Source organism: Amycolatopsis sp. H20-H5, from assembly GCF_035828755.1.
Lineage (GTDB): Bacteria > Actinomycetota > Actinomycetes > Mycobacteriales > Pseudonocardiaceae > Amycolatopsis.
In genome coordinates this window covers 40,303-57,757 of the sequence record NZ_JAYMZS010000029.1, presented here as the reverse complement: position 1 = coordinate 57,757, position 17,455 = coordinate 40,303, and the positions used below count along the sequence as shown (strand labels likewise).

Genomic DNA, 17,455 nt, shown 5'->3' with positions numbered 1-17,455 from the left:
CCTCGCGGCCGGTCGCCGGGCAGGCGGGGGAGACTGAGGTGTGTCCGCCTTGCTTCCCGAAACCACCACCCCCGTCGACTCCGTGCTGCCCGCGAGCGCGCTCGACGGCCTGGGCACGCGGCCCTTCGGCGTCTATGTGCACGTCCCCTTCTGCGCGACCCGGTGTGGCTACTGCGACTTCAACACCTACACCGCCGGTGAACTCGATTCGAGCTCCTCGCCGCAGTCCTGGCTCGAAGGCCTGCGGCGCGAGCTGGACCTCGCCGCGCGGGTCCTCGGCTCCCCACCGGCGGCCGAGACCGTGTTCGTCGGCGGCGGGACCCCGTCCCTGCTGGGCGCGGATGGCCTGAGCTCGGTGCTCGACGCCGTCCGCGACGCCTTCGGGCTCGCGCCCGGCGCGGAGGTGACGACCGAGTCCAACCCCGAGTCGACGTCGCCGGAGTTCTTCGCCGGGATCCGCGAAGCCGGTTTCACCCGGATCTCGCTCGGCATGCAGTCCGCCGCGCAGCACGTGCTGAAGATCCTCGACCGCGTGCACACCCCCGGCCGTCCGGTCGCGGCGGCGGCCGAGGCGCGTGCCGCGGGCTTTGACCACGTCAACCTCGACGTCATCTACGGCACGCCCGGTGAGCGGGTCGAGGACCTGCGGGCTTCGCTGGACGCGGTGCTCGAGGCCGGGGTCGACCACGTGTCCGCGTACGCGCTGATCGTGGAGGAGGGCACCGCGCTGGCCCGCCGCGTGCGGCGCGGCGAGCTGCCCGCGCCCGACGACGACGTGCTGGCCGCGGACTACGAGCTGATCGACGAGGTGCTCGCTTCGGCTGGGCTGAGCTGGTACGAGGTGTCCAACTGGGCGTCCTCGGAAGAGGCGCGGTGCCGTCACAACCTCGGGTACTGGCGTGGCGGCGACTGGTGGGGCGCCGGGCCGGGCGCGCACAGCCATGTCGGCGGTGTGCGCTGGTGGAACGTGAAGCACCCGGCGAGGTACGCGTCGCTGCTGGCCGCGGGGGATTCCCCGGCCGGGGGACGCGAGGTCCTCACCGAGCAGGATCAACATCTCGAACGGGTGATGCTGGAGCTGAGGCTTTCCGACGGTCTCCCGCTCGACGCGCTCGACGCCGACGGGGCGCGCGAAGCCCACGCGGCCGCCGCGGACGGCCTGCTTGAGCCGTCCTTTGTGGACAACCGGGCGGTGCTGACCGACCGGGGCAGGCTGCTCGCCGACGGGGTCGTCCGGCGGTTGACGCTGTGACGTAGGACACGGCCACCCTGGTGGTTCCCGCTTTTCCGGACTGCTCACTCCGTTCCCGGGCATAAACCCGCCGGGTCCGTCGTTGGGCCGAAGCACCGAACGAGCAAAGGGAGCCGGTATGCCTCAGGCGGTGCGTTTCAGTGAGTACGGCGGGATCGACGTCTTGCGGGTCGAAGACGTCCCGCGCCCGGCCCCCGGGCCGGGGCAGGTGCTCGTCGAGGTCAAGGCCGCCGGGATCAACCCCGGCGAAGCCGCCATCCGCGAGGGGGTGCTCGCCGAAAAGTGGCCTGCCACGTTCCCCTCCGGCCAGGGCAGTGACCTCGCCGGGGTGGTCGCGGAACTCGGCGAAGGCGTCCAGGAGATCGTGGTCGGGGACGAGGTCATCGGCTTCAGCCACAACCGGGCCAGTCACGCCGAGTTCGTGCTGGTCGAAGCGGAGAACCTGGTGCCGCGTCCCACCGGCGTCGAGTGGGAGACCGGCGGAGCCCTGTTCATCGCGGGCACGACCGCGTACGCCGCGGTGCGCTCGGTGAACCTGCGCGAGGGTGACATCGTCGTCGTTTCCGGGGCGGCGGGCGGGGTCGGCTCGCTGGTGGTGCAGCTGGCCAAGTACACCGGCGCGATCGTGATCGGCCTGGCGAGCGAAGCGAACCACGCGTGGCTGACCGAGCAGGACGTCATCCCGGTCGCGTACGGCGACGGGGTGGAGGAGCGGATCCGGACCGCCGCCGACGGCGAGATCGACGCGTTCATCGACACCTACGGCGACGGCTACGTCGAACTCGCGTTGCGGCTGGGCGTCCACACCGACCGGATCGACACGATCATCGACTACGCGGCGGCGAAAAAGTACGGCGTCAAGGTCGAAGGCAGTGCCGTGGCAGCCAACGCCACTGTCCTCGGGGAGCTCGTGAGCCTCGCGGCGAAGGGTCTCCTCGAGGTCCCGATCGCCCGCGTCTACCCCCTCGCCGAGGTCCACGCCGCCTACCGCGACCTCGAACAGCGCCACACCCGCGGCAAGATCGTCCTGCGCCCCTGACCCGACTGTCCCTGAAGGCCACCATGACGGCGTATTACGCCGTCAGGCCCGTCGCCGACGAGGCGACGGGCCTGAGAAGAGACAGTGGCCTTCAGGGACCTCTAGACGGCGAGGGCGCGGTTGACCCAGCGGCCAAGGGGGAGCGCGAGTACGGCGGCGGCGAGGATGAGGTGGACGGCCATGAAGGCGACCGCCGCGGGCACGCTGGGCGGGCCGCCGAGGAAGACGATCATATGCGACGCCCACTTCAGCTCGGTCGGTTTCGTTCCCGCCGCCCAGACGTCGTTGAGCGCCCAGAACGTGAGGTCGTTGACGCCCGAGACGACCACCAGGATCGACGCGATCCCGGCTTTGAGGACGTTCGCCGTGCGGCCGCCGCCGAGGCGGTAGGCGAGCAGGCCGAACAGCACGATGAACGTCGTCACGAACAGCTCGAACTGGTACACCGGCTGGAACGCGTTGTCGTCCGTGGCCGCGTCGCGGGCGTACGCCTGCACCCGCATCACCAGCTCGGTGTCCAAATAGGACATGTAGGCGAACACGGCCAGCACGATCAGCGCCGGGCCCACCTTCGTGCGGGGGAACAGCGCGACCGTGGCCACGGCGAACACGAACGGGCTCACCTTGAACAGCCAGTCGCCCAGGTTGTCGAGCGTCTGGTCCGGCGGCAGCACCACCATCACCAGCAGCGTGATCAGCACCGCCGGGACCGCGGGCACCAGCCACAGCCAGCTCCGGTGCCGGTACAGCGCGCCCACCCAGCCGCTCTGCGCGGGAGCCGGGGGACGGACGGTTTCCGCGGTCATTCGGTCTCTTCCTCCAGCCGGGTCTTCTCGACCCAGAACGGTCCGAGCGCCAGCGCGTCGACGTCGGTCTTCAGGTAACACGCGATCGCGTCCTGCGGGCTCGCGACGATCGGCTCATTGTTGTCGTTGAACGAGGTGTTGACCACCATCGGCACCCCGGTGAGCTTCTCGAACTCGCTGATCATCCGGTAGTACAGCTCGTTGTCCTCGCGGCTGACGGTCTGCACGCGCGCGGTGCCGTCGACGTGCGTGATCGCCGGGACCTCGTCGCGCCTGTCCGGCAGGACGTCGAACACCAGCAGCATCACCGGTGACGGGTAGTCGCTGACGAAGTAGTCACCGGCCCGCTCGATCAGGCAGGACGGCGCGAACGGGCGAAACGCCTCGCGGTGCTTGACCTTCTCGTTCATCCGCGTCTTCGACTCCGGGTCACGCGGGTCGGCCACCAGCGAGCGGTTGCCCAGCGCGCGCGGGCCGCATTCCATCCGGCCCTGCACCCAGCCGACGATCCGGCCGTCCGCGATGCTCTTCGCGGTGTGCGCGGCGATGTCGGCGACGCGCTCGTACTCGACCCCGGCGTCCTGCAGCGCGACCTCCATCTCGTTCTCCGTGTACTCCGGCCCGGTGTAGGTGTAGCCGGTGCGCGGGCGCGGGCGGTGGTACTTCGCGACCGACACCTCCAGCGCGGCGCCGAGCGCGCAGCCGTCGTCGGCCGCCGCGGGCTGGGCGAAGAAGTCCTCGAACGGTGTCTCCAGGAGGATCCGGCCGTTCATCACACTGTTGAGCGCGACACCGCCCGCGACGCACAGCCGCTTCGAGCCCGTCTCACGCTGCAGCCAGCGTGCGAGGTGCAGCCCGGCTTCTTCGAGGGTTATCTGGAGGGCGTACGCGAGGTCGCAGTAGTGCTGCGGCACCGGGTTTTCCGCGGTCACCCTGGTCTTCGGCCGCGCGGGACCGAAGGCGTCGGCGAACTTCTTCGACATCAGGTGCTTGCCGGTGCGGTGGTGGCGGAACCAGCTCAGGTCGAGCTCGAAACCGCCGTCGTCGTCGAGGTGGATGAGCTGCTTGAACGCGTCGACGAAGGTGTCGTCGCCCAGCGGCGCGAGGCCCATGATCTTGCCCTCGTCCATCGTCGGGTAGAACCCGAGGTGGCCGGTGACGCCGGCGTACATCGCGCCGAGCGAGTGCGGGAACTTGATCCGGCGCAGGTCGACGATCCGGTTTCCCTTGCCGTGCGCCAGATACGTGCTTGTGCCGTCGCTGCCGATGCCGTCGAGGGTGAGCACCGCGGACTCGTCCCACGGCGAGATGTAGTAGCCGCTCGCCGCGTGCGAGCGGTGGTGGTCGACCAGGTGCACCTTGAACCTCGTCGGCGCGGTGAACTCCAGCGCGTCCTTGAGGTCACGCTCCAAAGTGTACGAACGCTTGAAGTGCGCGAGGACGGCGCCGCCGACATGGTAGTTGTCGACGCCCTTGCCGCCACCCGTTTTGAGCGTCTCCACCAGGCTGGCGGACTTGCCGCCTTCCTCGCCGTTGTCGTTGCGGAAGACCTCCAGGGTGGCGGGAAAGTACTTCGCGAACACCTTGGCGGCGTGGATCGGTTCCTTCCAGCGTTGCCAGTAGTAGGCGACGTGGTCGACGTCGGCGAGCGTGATGCCCGCGCGGTCGAGGCAGAACCGGATGGCCTCGGCGGGGAAACCGCCGTCGTGCTTCACCCTGGTGAAGCGTTCTTCCTCGCAGAACGCGACGATCTCGCCGTCGTGCACGAGCGCCGCGGCCGAGTCGTGGACCCTGCTGATTCCCAGTACGTACATGGTTCTTTTCTCCCGTGTCAGGATCCGAGTGGGCGGCGCGGCAGCAGGCGCCGGAGTGCGAAGGACTTGGCGGCGATGCCGAGGATCAGCGCGACGAACCCGCCGATCGGCCCGAGCACGGGGACGGCCAGCGCCGCGATGGCGATCGTGACGACCAGTGCCACGACGGCCGAGGACGAGGTCAGCGTGAGCACCTTGCTGTTGGTGTTCTCCACCAGATACCCCGCGTACAGTGCGATCGCGTACAGCACGGTTTCGAACAGCACCAACGCCCCGAGGGTCACATACGCCGCCAGTGTGTCCTTTTCGGACAGTACGTCCCGTGTCGTGGGGACGGCCAAGGCGAGCGCGATCACGATCGTGAAGGCGAGTCCGGCCCGCTCGATCAGCCGCATCAGCCCGGCCGCCCGGACCAGCCCGGCCGCCGCGCCGGTGCCGCGCAGGCGGTGCGACGCCCCGGGCTGGTGCAGCCGCAGCTGGTAGAACAACAGCGAGCAGAACGCGCTCGACGCCATCAGCGCCAGGTAGAACGGCCCGCTCTCCACCGTCTGCCCGGTGAGTGCGAGCACGCCGAACACCGCCGAGACGGCCAGCACGTCGAGCAGCTCGGTCATCCCCAGCAGCACCGTGGTGCGCGCGAAAGCCGGGAACAACCGGTGCCCGTCCAGCCGTTCGCCCCGCAGCCACGCGCGGGGCTGCGCCGCCATCGAACAGCCGAGGATGACGAGGAGCCCGCCGAGCAGGAGCATCAGGTGCGCGGTGGGGGACCAGCGCACCGACCAGGTCGCCACGGTCGCCAGGCCCACCAGCAGCGCGCCCGCGGTGAACGCCGCCGCGTCGCGACCGGACCTCCCGCGCAGCCGGTGCAGCCCCGACGAGGTCATCAGCATGCCCCCGGAGATCGACCACGCCGCCGCCGCGAGGTACAGCGCGGCCTCCGAACGCGGGGCGACGACCAGCGCGACGACGAGCGCGGCGAGCACCGCCAGCACCGGGACACCCGCGATCCGCACGGCGAGCCCGGCCACCGCGTCGCGGGTGAGCCGCGTGCGCGGGATGATCTTCAGCGCGGACTTTTCCGCCGCTGTCGGCACGAAGTTGAGCCAGGTGGTCAGGCCGAGCGCGCTCGCGTAGCGCCCGTAGTCGCCCTTGCCCCAGGCGGCGATGAGCACCACGCCCATCACCTGGATCGCCAGCCGGAACGCGCCACGCCCGGCCAGCAACCGCAGCACCATCGCGGGTCTGATGGACGCCGCGGGCCCGGCTCCGGTCAACGGCGTCAAGGCTGGGGTCGTCAAGGCAGGGGTACCGCCATGTCCTGCTCGTCGAGCAGGAACTTCAGCGTGCCACGGACAGCGCCTTCGGCCGCCAGCAGCTTCGGCACCGAGTCCGCGCTGAGCACGACCTGGCCGAGCTTGTAGCCCGCCTGCTCGTAAGGACGGATGTACGAGCCCTCCTCGGCGAACAGGCGCAGCTCCACGACCTCGGGCATCGCGCGGACCTCGTCGACGCCCTCGATGCGCGCGAGGTGCCCGCCGCGGTCCGAGGCCAGCATGTGCACTAGCGTCGGGATCGGCGGTCGCGGCGTGATCACCGGCTGTTCACCGACGGCCAGCGCGATCCCGGCGGCCATCAGGTCGACGCCGTAGCAGCTCTCGATGACCTCGGCGAGGCCGTTGCCGCCCATCCGCGCGCCCATTTCGATCAGGTACGGCCTGCCGTCGCGCCCGAGTACGGCGTCCACCGTCAGCGCGCCGGTGCGGTAGCCGAGCTCGGCGCACACGTCGGTGAGCATCCGCTCGATCTCGCTGTCGGTCTCCGGCGTGATCTCCGCGGGCAGCAGGTGCGAGGACGTGACGAAGAACGGCGGCGGGGTGATCGTGCGCTCGGTGACGGCGTGGAAGACGATCCGCCCGCGCGAGACCAGCGCCTCGATGGTGAAGTGCCTGCCGTCGAGGTGTTCCTCGACCACGAGCCGCCCGGACGGCGAGAACGCGATCGACTCGGTGAACGAGGTGTGCAGCCGCCCCGGCCCGGCGCAGGCGACCACGCCGCGGCTGCCCGAGGAGTCGACCGGCTTGACCAGGGTGGGGAAACGCAGCTGCTGCGCGGCGTGGACCAGTTCCGGCCCCGGCACGCCGCCGACGCTGCGGTAGCTGGGCAGGCCCATCCGGTCGCACAGGGTGCGGAACACGGACTTGTCCACCGACGCGGCCACGGCGGCGTCGGGCAGCGGTTCGGGCAGGTTCCAGTGCCGGGTCAGCCACGCCTGGGCCGGGAGGCCGACGTCGCTGGCCGGGCAGAGCACCGCGGCGATGTCGTCGCGGCCGTCGAGCGCGGCCGCGATCTGTTCGGGGGCCCGGACACTGAGCTGCAGGAACTCGTCGGCGAACGCCACTCCCGGTGCCCCGGACCGGATGTCCACGCAGAGTGTGCGGTAGCCGAGCTCCCTGGCTCGCCGGTAGGTCCCCACCGAGCCGTCGGCCCCACCGAGTACTACGAGTGTTCTCACGCTGAAACGCCTTTCCCCAGGTTCACGTTCTTCAATCTGTGTCCCGCTGCCTCGTCCCCCGGGGCGAAGAGCCGGTCTTCCGCCTGTACGGCGAAGTTCGCTTCCCGCACGTAGAACTGCCGTGGCCGGGCCTGCCCGGCGCCGACCACGACGAGGTAGCGCACGGTCAGCGACAGCACCACCAGCAGCACCGCGAGCAGGACGAAGAGCGTCACCGACACCGCGGCCGCGCCGAGTACCCCGACCGCGACACCGGCCCCGGCGAGCAGGGCCACCCCGGACGCCAGCAGCGCCGTCGCGGAAGCCGCCGTGGTGAGCCTGCGGGTGAAGCCGACGAACAGTTCGATCGCGTGCGAGCTCAGGAAACCGAAGCCCACCTTGGACTCCCCGCGCTCGCGGGCGCGGTGCGCGACCGGGACCGTGGCGTAGCGGCTGGTCAGCCGGGGCACCGTGGCGAGGAAGTACGGGGTGCCCAGCCGCAGTTCGACGATCGTCCTGGCGAGTTCGGTGCGCACCAGCCGGAAGGCGGTCGCGCCCCGGGGGATCTCGATGCGCAGCACCCGCCCGCCCAGGAAGTGGAAGGTCGCCGTGCCCCAGCGCCGCAGTAGCGGATCCTGGCGATTCGTCCGTATTCCGAAGACCGCGTCGAAACCCTGCCCGGCCTTCATGATCAATTTTTTCGATTCGGCAGCCGGGAACTGCTGATCGGCGTCTATATGTAGTACCCACGGTAGTCGCGCGTAGCGATATCCGGCAGAAAAAGCGGCCTCGAAGCCGAAATTACGAGTGAAGGACACGAACCGGACCCGAGGGTCGGCGGCGGCCAGTCGTCGTATCACTTCGAGTGTTCCGTCGGTGCTGCCGTCGTCCACGTACAGTATGTCGAGTGTGTACTCAGCGAGTTCGTTTATTATTTCCCGATAAGAGGGTTCGACGTTTTCGACTTCGTTGAAGCACGGAACGACTACGGTGAGTCCACCTTCGGCCGGAAGGGTGAAGGTGCTGGTCACCGTCTGGTTCCGGTCGGTAGTACTGTTTCTGTGGCCAGGGAATTACCGACCGTGTCAGTGCTGTGCATGGGGTCCCCAGATCAGGTCAGGTGAGGCCGGTTGTGCCTCCGCCGGAAGTTGAAGTTCCGACCGTTATAGGCAGACGAACCGGTATTTGGGGACTGTTCTTCTGTGAATTCGTCCGTTCAGCCCAGCAATAAAGTCTGGTCTTTCGTGTTTCGGGTAGCGCTTCGGTCTCGGTGGTGCCGCCGGGCCGGTCGAAGTGGCAGACTCCGCCGCCATGTGGAATCTGGGGGTCGGCGCACTCTGGCGTGCCGCTTATCTGAGGACCGTGCGTTCTTCCTTCGCGACCGTGCCGCTCTACCGGGAGCGCTGGGCGCTCGACGGCCGGGAAGATCCCGTCGTGGTGAAGGGCCGGACGGGCAGCACGGGCGGGGCGCTCCCGGCCGAGGAGGCTGTCCGCAAGCTCGTCGACCTGGTCCCGCTCGCCGGGGGCGCCGCTACGAGCGAGCCGTGCCGGGGGCTGGGCCGCGTCCTGCGGATCGCCCGGCCGGTCGCCGCCGGGGACGTCGTCGTGGTGCTCGACCCGCGGCTGCCGCGCCCGCCCGCGTACCTCCCGCCCGGCGTACGCGGCTGCGTGCTGGACCCGGACTCCCCGCCAGACACCGCCCTGTCCGCGCTCGTCAACACCTTGCGGGGCAACGGGACCGTGGTGGCCGTCGGCCAGGACAAGACCGTCGCCGCGTTCGCCGCGACCCTGCCCGATGAGCTCGTCCGCCAGGTCGCCGCCGTGCCACACCGCGAGCTCGACTCGCTCGACAACGGGCCCTTCGGTGTCCTGCACGACCCGCTGCTGGGCTATCTCGGCGCCTTCGGCGAGTGCGGGCGCTGGCATCTCGACTGGACCCGTGTGTACGCCAGGAGCACCAGCGCCGGGCTCGTTTTCACGTTGCTGCGTCAGCATTCCCCTCGGCTGGTGGACGTCGTTGTCGCCGGGGGAGTCCGCGGCACGGTCGAACCCTGCCCCCGCCACGGCACCCCGGTCGTGCTGACGTGAAGTTCGAGATCCTCGACCCCCGCACCGATCCCGAACCGGCGGGCTGGGCGCGGTTCCGCGCCAAGGCCCGGCTGCACCCCGTCTGGGGCTACGAGCTGATGCGCCTCGAAGCCTGGCTGGCCAGGAATCCGCCGGTGCTGGTCACCGCCACCGCGGACGGCGCGATCGTGGCGGCGATGTCCGTGCTCGTCTGCCGCCCGCGCCTGTCGCCCCGGTTCGCCCCGTTGCCGGGCAGGCCACTGCTGCGACCGTTCTGGGCCGAGGTCTACCAGCCGTGGCTCAGTGGTTACCCCGGTGTCGCGTTCTCGCCGGACGTGCCGGCCGGTGACCGCCGGGAGCTGCTCCGCCGGTTCGAACGGCACCTGCGTTTCCGCCTCGGCCCCGGTTTGCTCGGTGTGCTCTACCGCGCGCTGGGCGAGGAGTTCGCGGCACTGGCCGCCGGGCCGGGACGGCTGATCAAGGCGGTCGACACGACCGCGATCCTGGAGAACACGTTCACCACCGAGGAGGACTGGATCGCGTCGCTGGACGTCAACCGGCGCAGCAGCATGCGGCGCCACACCCGCAAGCTGCGCGACGATCCGACGCTCGTCGTGCGCGGCGGCCCCGGCCGGACCGACCTCGACATCGTCACCATCACCCACCTGGTCAACCACCACCGCACGCGCTTCGGCAAGGCCAAATTGGACACCCGCACGCCGCCGGCGCCCGCGTACTTCGAGAGTTTCGTGCGCCGCCCGGACGTCCACACACTGACCTACCACGATGACCAGGGCACGCTGCTGGGCGTCAACACGATGCTCGACCACCCCGACAGCCCGGCGTTGCAGCACTGGGCCGCGTTGACGCCCGAAGAGGGCGGACGGCGGCAGATCTACTTCGACTCCTACCTGCGCGGCGTGCGGTACATGACGCAGCGCGGGGCGAAGGAGCTCTCGGCGGGGCGCGGGATGGGGGAGCTGAAACTGAACCTCGGCTTCCGGCCACGGCAGCTGCACGTGGCCGTGGTGCCGAGGCCGGTGCTGGGCCGGTGAACGACGTACTGGCGGTCGAGATCGTCGACCCGCGCGAGGGCGTCGAACCCGAGGGCTGGTCGTTCTTCCGTCACCGCGCCAAACTGCCGCCGGTGTGGGACTACGAGGTGCTGCGCGCCGAGGCCTGGCTTTCGCGCAACCCGCCTGTGCTCGCGCTGATCCGTGCGGGCGGGGCGGTGGTGGGCGCGCTTTCGGTACTGGTGTGCCGCGGCTGGCGTGAGCAGGCCTTCGCGCCCCGGCCGTCCGCGAGGACCCGGCGGCTGCGGCCCCGGTGGGCCGAGGTCTACCTGCCGTTGCTCAGCGGCTATCCCGCGTGTGTCTTCAGTGGCCGTCTCGACGCCGACGCTCGCCGCGGCGCGATCCGGCTGTTCGAACGGGAACTGCGGCGGAGGCTGGGACCGGGTCTGCTCGGCGTGGTCTACCGGGCGATGACCCCCGAGCTGGTTCCGGCGATCGACGGGCGGGGCAGGCTGACGCGCGAGATCGACCCGGTGGCGGTGCTGGAGAACAGGTTCGACTCCGCCCAGGACTGGGCCGCGACGCTCGACCCCGTGCTGCGGAAGACCGTGCGCGCCTTCGCCGAGGACTCCGGGGTGCACACGGAAACGTTCCAGGGCAAGGAAATCCCGCAGCTGCCCGCACTGGCCACGCTGCTCAACGCGCATCGGGCCCGGCAGGACGACCGTGCCTGGCGCGATGGCCAGCGCAGCCGCATCGGCGGCCTGCACCTCGACACCCGCAGCCCGGTCGCGTCGGCGTACCTCCAGGCGTTCACTGCCCGGCCTGAGGTCGTCACCAGGACCTACCGGGACGAACGCGGGCGGCTGCTGGGCTTCAACACGATGTTCGACCACCCCACGAGCCCCGCGGTGCACCACTGGGCGGCCCGGCCGAACGCGGACGGGGGCCGGAAGGATCTCCATGTCGACTGTTACGCGAGGTGTGTGCGGCTCATGATCGAGCACGACCGGCCGGAGCTGACCGCGGGCCGGGCGTTGCTGCCGGTCAAGCGGGCACTGGGGTTCGGCACCCGGCCCCTGTTCTCCGTCGCCGTCCCGAGGCCGGTGCTCGGCCGGTGAGCGTCACGGCGGAGGTGCTGGATCCGCGGTTCGACCCGCGGCCGGAGTACTGGACGGCGTTGCGGGAACGGGCGGGCCTGCGCGCGGACTGGAGCTGGGAGGTGCTGAACCGGCAGGCCTGGTGCGCGCGGACGTACCAGCCGGTGACCGTGCTGAAGGACGGCGGCGACGTGCGCGGTGTGGTCTGCGCCGCCTGGGTCACCGGCGGGGTGCGGCGCAACCGGTTCGCCCGCGCGGGCTCCGGGCTGGGCCTGCTGGGTGGCCTCGACGTGCGTGCGCCGGGAACCAGCGCCACGCCCGGCTGGTGGTTCGCCGACGCGGGCCCCGACGGTGGCGTGCGCGAGCTGCTCGACGGGTACGCCCGCGCCATGCGGGCCGAACTCGGCACGCGGTTCCGCGTGATGCTCCTGCGGCAGGTCGGGCAGGAGGGCGTCGCCACCGTGAGCGGGCGCCTGCGCCTGGTGCGGCGCACCGAGGACGTCGCGGTGCTCGACCTGACCAGGTTCGCCACCCGTGCGGAGTGGGCGGCGTCGCTGCCGAAGGCCCGGCGGACCAGCCTGCGCAAGATCGGCCGGGACGTCGACGCGGACACCGCCCTCGCGATCGACGTCGTGCCCGGCCGGGACGCGGACGTCCCCGCGGTGGCGGAACTGCTGCGCCACAACGAGGTCAAGCACCGGGACGTGCCGATCGTGCCGCTGCCGCAGTTCACCGGCTACCTCACGGCCTTGCTGGCGGAGCCCGACGTCGTGGTGATCCGGTACACGGACACGGGTTCCGGGCGGCTGCTCGCGGTCGCGATCGTGCTGGACGACCCGGTGCGCCCGATCATGCGGCACTGGTCGGCCGTGCCCGTCGAAGCCGGTGGCAGGCCCAATCTGTACTTCCACTGCTACGGTGAATGCGTGCGCTGGGCCCTCGAAGTCGGCAGGCCCGCCCTCGTGCTCGGCAAGAAGATGTCGAAGGTGAAGAAGTCGCTCGGCGCCGAGCTGGTGCCGCAGTACGCCGCGGTGATCCCGGTGTGGTGAGAATTTTCAGCTGTCCGCCAGTGTTTTGAGGCCGCCGAGGAACATGTCGAGGGCGAACTCGAAGCGTTCCCGCGCGGTTTCGGCGTTGAACAGCTCGCCGATCTGCAGCATGTTGGGGAAGACCGTGGGCGGCAAGGACCGCATGTACTCGGTCATCTGCCTGCCGCGCTCGGCGACCTCCGCCTCGTCGAACTCGCCGGACGCCCAGCCGCTGGCTTCGTAGGCGTACGCCTTGGTGTAGAGCCAAAGCGCGTCCCCGGCGAACGCGGCCTGGCGGAGGTCGAGGCCGCCCGCCCGCAGCAGTTTCAGCATCGCCTCGCCCTGGTGCAGCGCGTTCTCGCCGACCGGGACCACGACGTTCCAGGCGATCTTCGCGATGCCCGGATAGGTCATCAGCGCCTGGACCTGTTGCCGCAGCAGCTGTTTGACCTGCTCGAGCCACCGCGCCGGGTCGGGTTCCGGCAGCTCGCCGAGGTTCAGCGCGCGATCGACCATCAGCTCCTGGAGCTCGTCCTTGTTCGCCACATGCGCGTAGAGCGAGGCCGGTCCCGTGTCCAGCGCCTGCGCGACCCGCCGCATGCTCACCGCGTCCACGCCCTCGGCGATCACGATCTCGAGCGCGGTCTTCACGATGAGGTCCTGGGAGAGCACCGGCTTCGCGGCACGGCGCGGGGGTTCGCGGCGCCACGGCGGCGAGGGGACGGTCACGGGTTCCTACCTCCTGAGGTGGTGGGCTGTGAACATTACGAACACTGTACTTGACGCGAACGCCGTTCGCCTGTAGAACAGTGTTCGTCGAACGAACAGCGTTCGCGCCCAGTCTGGGAGGCTGTCATGACCACCGCGTCAACGTCCGAAGTACTCGCCGTCCTCGCCGCGCTGCCCGAGGCCTGGAACGCCGGGGACGCCGCCGCCTACGGCCGCCTGTTCACCGAGGACGCCGACTACATCACCTTCTTCGGGATGAACATGCCCGGCCGCCAGGCGATCGAGGACGGTCACCGCGCACTGTTCGAGGGCCCGCTCAGTGGCATGAAACTGGTGGAAGCCGGATCGCCTCCGCGGGTCCGGTTCCTGCGCGAGGACGTCGCCGTCGTGGTCGCCGGTGGCGGGTCCGCGCTCGACGGGCGCGGGGTGCCGGGGCCGGGCCGGGAGTCGATGCTGACGTACGTGCTGGTCCGGGAGTCCGGTGGCTGGCTCATCGCGTCGTTCCACAACACCCGGGTTTCGGACCCGCGCGCGGCGTGAAGCCGATGGTCGAGGTGACCGGCGTCGTCAGGGCGCCGGTCACCGAGGTCTTCGACGGGATCGCCGGGCGGCTCCGGTCCCCTGGCTGGGAAGCCGATCGCGAACGCGGGCTCGTCGCGCGGCAGGGCGGCTGGTGGTATCGCGGCGAATACCTGGTCGCCGAGGATCCGGCCGGGACCAGGGTGACGCACCGTGTGTACAACGTCGCGTCCCGGGGTCGCTGGGCGGTGCCGCTGGCCAATCGGCTGTTCATCGGGTTCCGCGCCCGGGTGCGGACCGGCTTCGCCGAGCTGCTGCGGGAGCTCGACGATTCGCGTCGGGGGTAGGGTGGGCTTAGGCTAGCCTTAGTTCAAGGCAGCGAACGTCGAACAGGGAGCCGCAGATGGCCGAGCAAAAAGGACGCAAGGCGGCGCCGCTGACCCGCCTGAAGGTGCTGCGCACCGAGCGCCTCACCCCACACATGATCCGGATCGTGGCCGGGGGCGAGGGGCTCGCCACCTTCACCCCGAACGCGTTCACCGACGCTTACGTCAAGGTCACCTTCCGGGTGCCGGGCGTCGAGTACACCGAGCCGCTGGACCTGCGGCAGGTCCGTGCGGAGCTGCCGCGCGAGCAGTGGCCGAAGACGCGGACGTACACGGTCCGTTCGTACGACCCCGGGGCCGGTGAGCTGGTGCTCGACTTCGTGCACCACGGGGACGAGGGCCTCGCCGGGCCCTGGGCGGCCGCCGCGAAACCCGGTGACGAGCTGCTGCTCGCCGGGCCGGGTGGCGGTTACGCGCCCGGTGACGAAGCGGACTGGCATCTGCTGGTCGGTGACGAGAGCGCCCTGCCGGCGATCGCCGCTTCGCTCGAAGCCATCCCGCCGGGGTCACCCGTCCGGGCGGTGATCCTCGTCGAGGACGCCGCCGAGGAGCTGCCGCTGCCCACCAAGGGCGACGCGCAGATCACCTGGGTCCACCGCGCTTCGGGCGGCGACGTCGCCGAGACCGTGCGCGGGCTTCAGTGGCATGACGGCGTCGTGCAGGCTTTCGTGCACGGCGAGGCAGGCTTCGTCCGCGAGCTGCGGACCTACCTGCTTGGCGACCGGGCCGTCCGGCGTGACCTGCTGTCGATCTCCGGGTACTGGCGCGTCGGCAAGGATGACGAGGCCTGGCGCGAGGAGAAGGCGGCCGAGCGGGCGCGCGAAAACGCGTAGCCTGCTGGCATGGCGACTGAGTTGAAGGTGGACGTCGATCCGGCCGAGGTCGGATTCGACGCCGAGCGGTTGAAGCGGATCGACACCCATTTCGCGAAATACGTCGAGGACGGCAGGCTGCCGGGGTGGCTCGCCGTCGTCACCCGGCACGGCCGGATAGCGCATCTGGGCAGTGCCGGGCAGCGCGACCTCGAGGCCGGGCTGCCGGTGGAGACCGACACGCTCTGGCGCATCTTCTCGATGACGAAGCCGGTCACCTCGGTCGCTGCGATGATGCTGGTCGAACAGGGGCTCATCGACCTCACCGACCCGATCTCGCGCTGGCTGCCCGAGTTCGCCGAGCCCCGCGTGTACGTCAAGGGCTCGGCGCTGCGGTCGATGACCGAACCGGCCACCGAGCCGATCCGCCTGTGGCACCTGCTGACCCACACCGCAGGCCTGACCTACGGGTTCCACCACACCCATCCGGTGGACGCGATGTACCGCGCGGCGGGCTTCGAATGGGGCGTCCCCGACGGCCTCGACCTCGCCGGAGCCTGCCGGGCGTGGGCCGGGCTGCCGCTGGTGTTCCAGCCGGGCAGCGAATGGAACTACTCGGTGGCGACCGACGTCCTCGGCCGCCTGGTCGAGGTTGTGTCCGGTTCGCCGCTCGACACCTTCTTCGCCGAGCGGATCTTCACCCCGCTCGGCATGCACGACACGGCTTTCGTGCTGGACGAGGCCCAGCGCGACAGGCTCGCCGCGCTGTACGTGCCCACCCCGGGAACCGGTGTCGCGAAGAGGAACGACAGCTTCGGCACGGTCGGCGTCCGTCCCCCGTCCTGTCTTTCGGGCGGTGGCGGGCTCGTGTCCAGCGCCGCCGACTACCACCGGTTCACGCAGATGCTGCTGCGGGGCGGCGAGCTTGAGGGTGTCCGCCTGCTGGGCCCGCGCACGGTCGAGCTGATGGCCAGCAACCACCTGCCCGGCAACGCCGACCTGGAGGCCTTCGGCAGGCCGCTGTTCGCCGAGACGCCGTTCGACGGCCACGGTTTCGGCCTCGGCTTCTCGGTGCTGCAGGACCCGGTGGCGGCGAAAACCCTGGCCAGCGCCGGGGAGTACGCCTGGGGCGGCGCGGCGAGCACGGCGTTCTGGGTGGACCCCGACGAGGACCTCACCGTGTTGTTCTTCACCCAGCTGCTGCCGTCGAGCACGTACCCGATCCGCGCCCAGCTGCGTCAGCTCGTCTACCAGGCCCTGGTGGACTGACGCCGGGTCCGATGCCCGCCACCGTGGCGTAACTCCGGCGCAATGCGGCCCGGCTCCCGTCGCGGGGACTGCCCCTGAAGGCCACCTTCACGGCGTTTTACGCTGTGAAGGTGGCCTTCAGGGGCAATCAGGTGGTGAGTTTGGAGACGATGTCCGAGCCGTAGCGGGCCAGGGTGTCCTCGCGCTCGTCGTGCATGAGGTAGAGGGAGAACTGGTCCACGCCCAGCTCGGCCAGCTCCTCCAGGCGCGCGATGTGGGCGGACGCGGGGCCCAGCAGGCAGAAGCGGTCGACGATCTCGTCCGGCACGAAGTCGGTCGACGGGTTCCCTGCCCGGCCGTGGTGGGCGTAGTCGTAGTCCTGCCGCTCGCGGATGTAATCGGTCAGCTCGCGCGGCACCTGTCCGGTGTCGCCGTAGCGGCCGACGAGATCCGCGACGTGGTTGCCGACCATCCCGCCGAACCAGCGCAGCTGCTCCCGCTGGTGCGCCAGGTCGTCGCCCACGTACGCCGGTGCGGCCACGCAGATCGTGATGCCGCCGGGATCCCGCCCGGCCGCCCGCGCCGCCTCACGGACCGAGCCGATCGTCCACTTCGTGATCGCCGGGTCCGCGCACTGCAGGATGAATCCGTCGGCGTGCTCGCCGACCATCTTGAGCGCTTTCGGCCCGTACCCGGCCATCCACATCTCGAGCCGTCCATTGCGGACCCACGGGATCCGCACGGCCGTGTCGTTCATCGTCACCTCGCGGCCCTCCGCGAGGTCCTTGACCACGTGCATGCACTCGCGCAACGTGGCCAAAGTGGACGGTGGCTTGCCGACCACCCGATGCGCCGAGTCGCCACGCCCGATGCCGCAGACCGTCCGGTTGCCGAACATGTCGTTCAGCGTGGCGAAGGTCGACGCCATCACCGAGTAGTCCCGGGTGGCCGGGCTGGTCACCATCGGCCCGACGATCAGGGACGACGTCGCCGCGAGGATCTGCGAGTAGATGACGAACGGTTCCTGCCACAACACGCACGAGTCGAACGTCCAGCCGTAGCGGAAACCCTGGTCCTCGGCGGCTTTCATCAGCCGGACGACCTCGCGCGCGGGTGGGTCCGTCTGCAGCACGATTCCGAAATCCATGCCC

General features: G+C 70.3%; 17 protein-coding genes. 10 read left to right on the top strand and 7 right to left on the bottom strand.

Going from position 1 to position 17,455, the window contains the following annotated elements; translation table 11 throughout:
- Nucleotides 1–40: 40 nt before the first annotated feature.
- Together hemW and QMK34_RS18370 are read left to right on the top strand one after the other, a co-directional pair.
- The gene (hemW, locus tag QMK34_RS18375; protein ID WP_326415272.1) at nt 41–1,252 is read left to right on the top strand and encodes a radical SAM family heme chaperone HemW; all 1,212 of its coding nucleotides are present in this window, start codon (nt 41–43) and stop codon (nt 1,250–1,252) included.
- Between the two features lie 118 nt (nt 1,253–1,370).
- Nucleotides 1,371–2,291 carry an NADP-dependent oxidoreductase gene (locus QMK34_RS18370; protein WP_326415271.1) on the top strand — a complete coding sequence of 307 codons (921 nt, stop codon included), beginning with the start codon at nt 1,371–1,373 and terminating at the stop codon, nt 2,289–2,291.
- 101 nt (nt 2,292–2,392) lie between these two features.
- Here the strand turns inward: QMK34_RS18370 and QMK34_RS18365 are convergent, their stop codons facing one another.
- Genes QMK34_RS18365 through QMK34_RS18345 form a run of 5 tightly spaced genes read right to left on the bottom strand, consistent with a single transcriptional unit; the run spans nt 2,393 to nt 8,433 of the window.
- Nucleotides 2,393–3,097: a hypothetical protein gene (locus QMK34_RS18365; RefSeq protein WP_326415270.1), complete on the bottom strand. Its 705-nt coding sequence runs from the start codon at nt 3,095–3,097 to the stop codon at nt 2,393–2,395.
- Complete coding sequence (locus QMK34_RS18360) at nt 3,094–4,911, bottom strand: carbamoyltransferase family protein (protein ID WP_326415269.1); 1,818 nt, start codon at nt 4,909–4,911, stop codon at nt 3,094–3,096. The genes QMK34_RS18365 and QMK34_RS18360 overlap by 4 nt, the downstream gene beginning before the upstream one ends.
- A 17-nt stretch (nt 4,912–4,928) precedes the next feature.
- A complete protein-coding gene (locus QMK34_RS18355; RefSeq protein ID WP_326415268.1) occupies nt 4,929–6,209 on the bottom strand; it encodes a hypothetical protein in 1,281 nt (426 codons plus the stop codon).
- Nucleotides 6,206–7,423, bottom strand: coding sequence for an ATP-grasp domain-containing protein (locus QMK34_RS18350; protein ID WP_326415267.1), 1,218 nt, complete (start codon nt 7,421–7,423; stop codon nt 6,206–6,208). Before QMK34_RS18350 ends, QMK34_RS18355 begins: the two co-directional genes overlap by 4 nt.
- Nucleotides 7,420–8,433 (bottom strand): glycosyltransferase family 2 protein, encoded by a 1,014-nt coding sequence (locus tag QMK34_RS18345; protein WP_326415266.1) that lies wholly within the window; start codon nt 8,431–8,433, stop codon nt 7,420–7,422. Before QMK34_RS18345 ends, QMK34_RS18350 begins: the two co-directional genes overlap by 4 nt.
- A gap of 331 nt (nt 8,434–8,764) precedes the next feature.
- Between QMK34_RS18345 and QMK34_RS18340 the strand changes: the two genes are divergently transcribed.
- Genes QMK34_RS18340 through QMK34_RS18325 form a run of 4 tightly spaced genes read left to right on the top strand, consistent with a single transcriptional unit; the run spans nt 8,765 to nt 12,631 of the window.
- Nucleotides 8,765–9,490 (top strand): hypothetical protein, encoded by a 726-nt coding sequence (locus tag QMK34_RS18340; protein ID WP_326415265.1) that lies wholly within the window; start codon nt 8,765–8,767, stop codon nt 9,488–9,490.
- Nucleotides 9,487–10,524, top strand: a complete 1,038-nt coding sequence (locus QMK34_RS18335; protein WP_326415263.1) for a GNAT family N-acetyltransferase — start codon at nt 9,487–9,489, stop codon at nt 10,522–10,524. The genes QMK34_RS18340 and QMK34_RS18335 overlap by 4 nt, the downstream gene beginning before the upstream one ends.
- The gene (locus QMK34_RS18330; RefSeq protein WP_326415261.1) at nt 10,521–11,603 is read left to right on the top strand and encodes a hypothetical protein; all 1,083 of its coding nucleotides are present in this window, start codon (nt 10,521–10,523) and stop codon (nt 11,601–11,603) included. The genes QMK34_RS18335 and QMK34_RS18330 overlap by 4 nt, the downstream gene beginning before the upstream one ends.
- Complete coding sequence (locus tag QMK34_RS18325; RefSeq protein WP_326415260.1) at nt 11,600–12,631, top strand: GNAT family N-acetyltransferase; 1,032 nt, start codon at nt 11,600–11,602, stop codon at nt 12,629–12,631. The genes QMK34_RS18330 and QMK34_RS18325 overlap by 4 nt, the downstream gene beginning before the upstream one ends.
- A gap of 6 nt (nt 12,632–12,637) precedes the next feature.
- Here QMK34_RS18325 and QMK34_RS18320 read toward each other — a convergent pair whose 3' ends face one another.
- Nucleotides 12,638–13,339: a TetR/AcrR family transcriptional regulator gene (locus QMK34_RS18320; protein WP_326415259.1), complete on the bottom strand. Its 702-nt coding sequence runs from the start codon at nt 13,337–13,339 to the stop codon at nt 12,638–12,640.
- 126 nt (nt 13,340–13,465) lie between these two features.
- Here QMK34_RS18320 and QMK34_RS18315 point away from each other — a divergent pair, with 126 nt between their 5' ends.
- The 4 genes from QMK34_RS18315 to QMK34_RS18300 are packed head-to-tail and all read left to right on the top strand — an operon-like array spanning nt 13,466 to nt 16,325.
- Nucleotides 13,466–13,879, top strand: a complete 414-nt coding sequence (locus tag QMK34_RS18315; protein ID WP_326415258.1) for an SgcJ/EcaC family oxidoreductase — start codon at nt 13,466–13,468, stop codon at nt 13,877–13,879.
- 5 nt (nt 13,880–13,884) lie between these two features.
- Entirely contained in the window at nt 13,885–14,205 is a 321-nt protein-coding gene (locus tag QMK34_RS18310; protein ID WP_326415257.1) for a hypothetical protein, read from the top strand.
- A gap of 56 nt (nt 14,206–14,261) precedes the next feature.
- Nucleotides 14,262–15,077: a siderophore-interacting protein gene (locus tag QMK34_RS18305; RefSeq protein ID WP_326415256.1), complete on the top strand. Its 816-nt coding sequence runs from the start codon at nt 14,262–14,264 to the stop codon at nt 15,075–15,077.
- 9 nt (nt 15,078–15,086) lie between these two features.
- Nucleotides 15,087–16,325, top strand: coding sequence for a serine hydrolase domain-containing protein (locus QMK34_RS18300; protein WP_326415254.1), 1,239 nt, complete (start codon nt 15,087–15,089; stop codon nt 16,323–16,325).
- A gap of 127 nt (nt 16,326–16,452) precedes the next feature.
- Here QMK34_RS18300 and QMK34_RS18295 read toward each other — a convergent pair whose 3' ends face one another.
- Nucleotides 16,453–17,451, bottom strand: coding sequence for a TIGR03842 family LLM class F420-dependent oxidoreductase (locus QMK34_RS18295; RefSeq protein ID WP_326415252.1), 999 nt, complete (start codon nt 17,449–17,451; stop codon nt 16,453–16,455).
- Nucleotides 17,452–17,455: the final 4 nt, after the last annotated feature.

Bases quoted from the DNA above. Each gene is read 5' to 3' on its own strand.
- QMK34_RS18300 (WP_326415254.1), top strand. From the start codon at position 15,087: ATGGCGACTGAGTTGAAGGTGGACGTCGATCCGGCCGAGGTCGGATTC.
- QMK34_RS18365 (WP_326415270.1), bottom strand. From the start codon at position 3,097: ATGACCGCGGAAACCGTCCGTCCCCCGGCTCCCGCGCAGAGCGGCTGG.
- QMK34_RS18295 (WP_326415252.1), bottom strand. From the start codon at position 17,451: ATGGATTTCGGAATCGTGCTGCAGACGGACCCACCCGCGCGCGAGGTC.
- QMK34_RS18310 (WP_326415257.1), top strand. From the start codon at position 13,885: ATGGTCGAGGTGACCGGCGTCGTCAGGGCGCCGGTCACCGAGGTCTTC.
- QMK34_RS18360 (WP_326415269.1), bottom strand. From the start codon at position 4,911: ATGTACGTACTGGGAATCAGCAGGGTCCACGACTCGGCCGCGGCGCTC.
- QMK34_RS18305 (WP_326415256.1), top strand. From the start codon at position 14,262: ATGGCCGAGCAAAAAGGACGCAAGGCGGCGCCGCTGACCCGCCTGAAG.
- QMK34_RS18315 (WP_326415258.1), top strand. From the start codon at position 13,466: ATGACCACCGCGTCAACGTCCGAAGTACTCGCCGTCCTCGCCGCGCTG.
- QMK34_RS18370 (WP_326415271.1), top strand. From the start codon at position 1,371: ATGCCTCAGGCGGTGCGTTTCAGTGAGTACGGCGGGATCGACGTCTTG.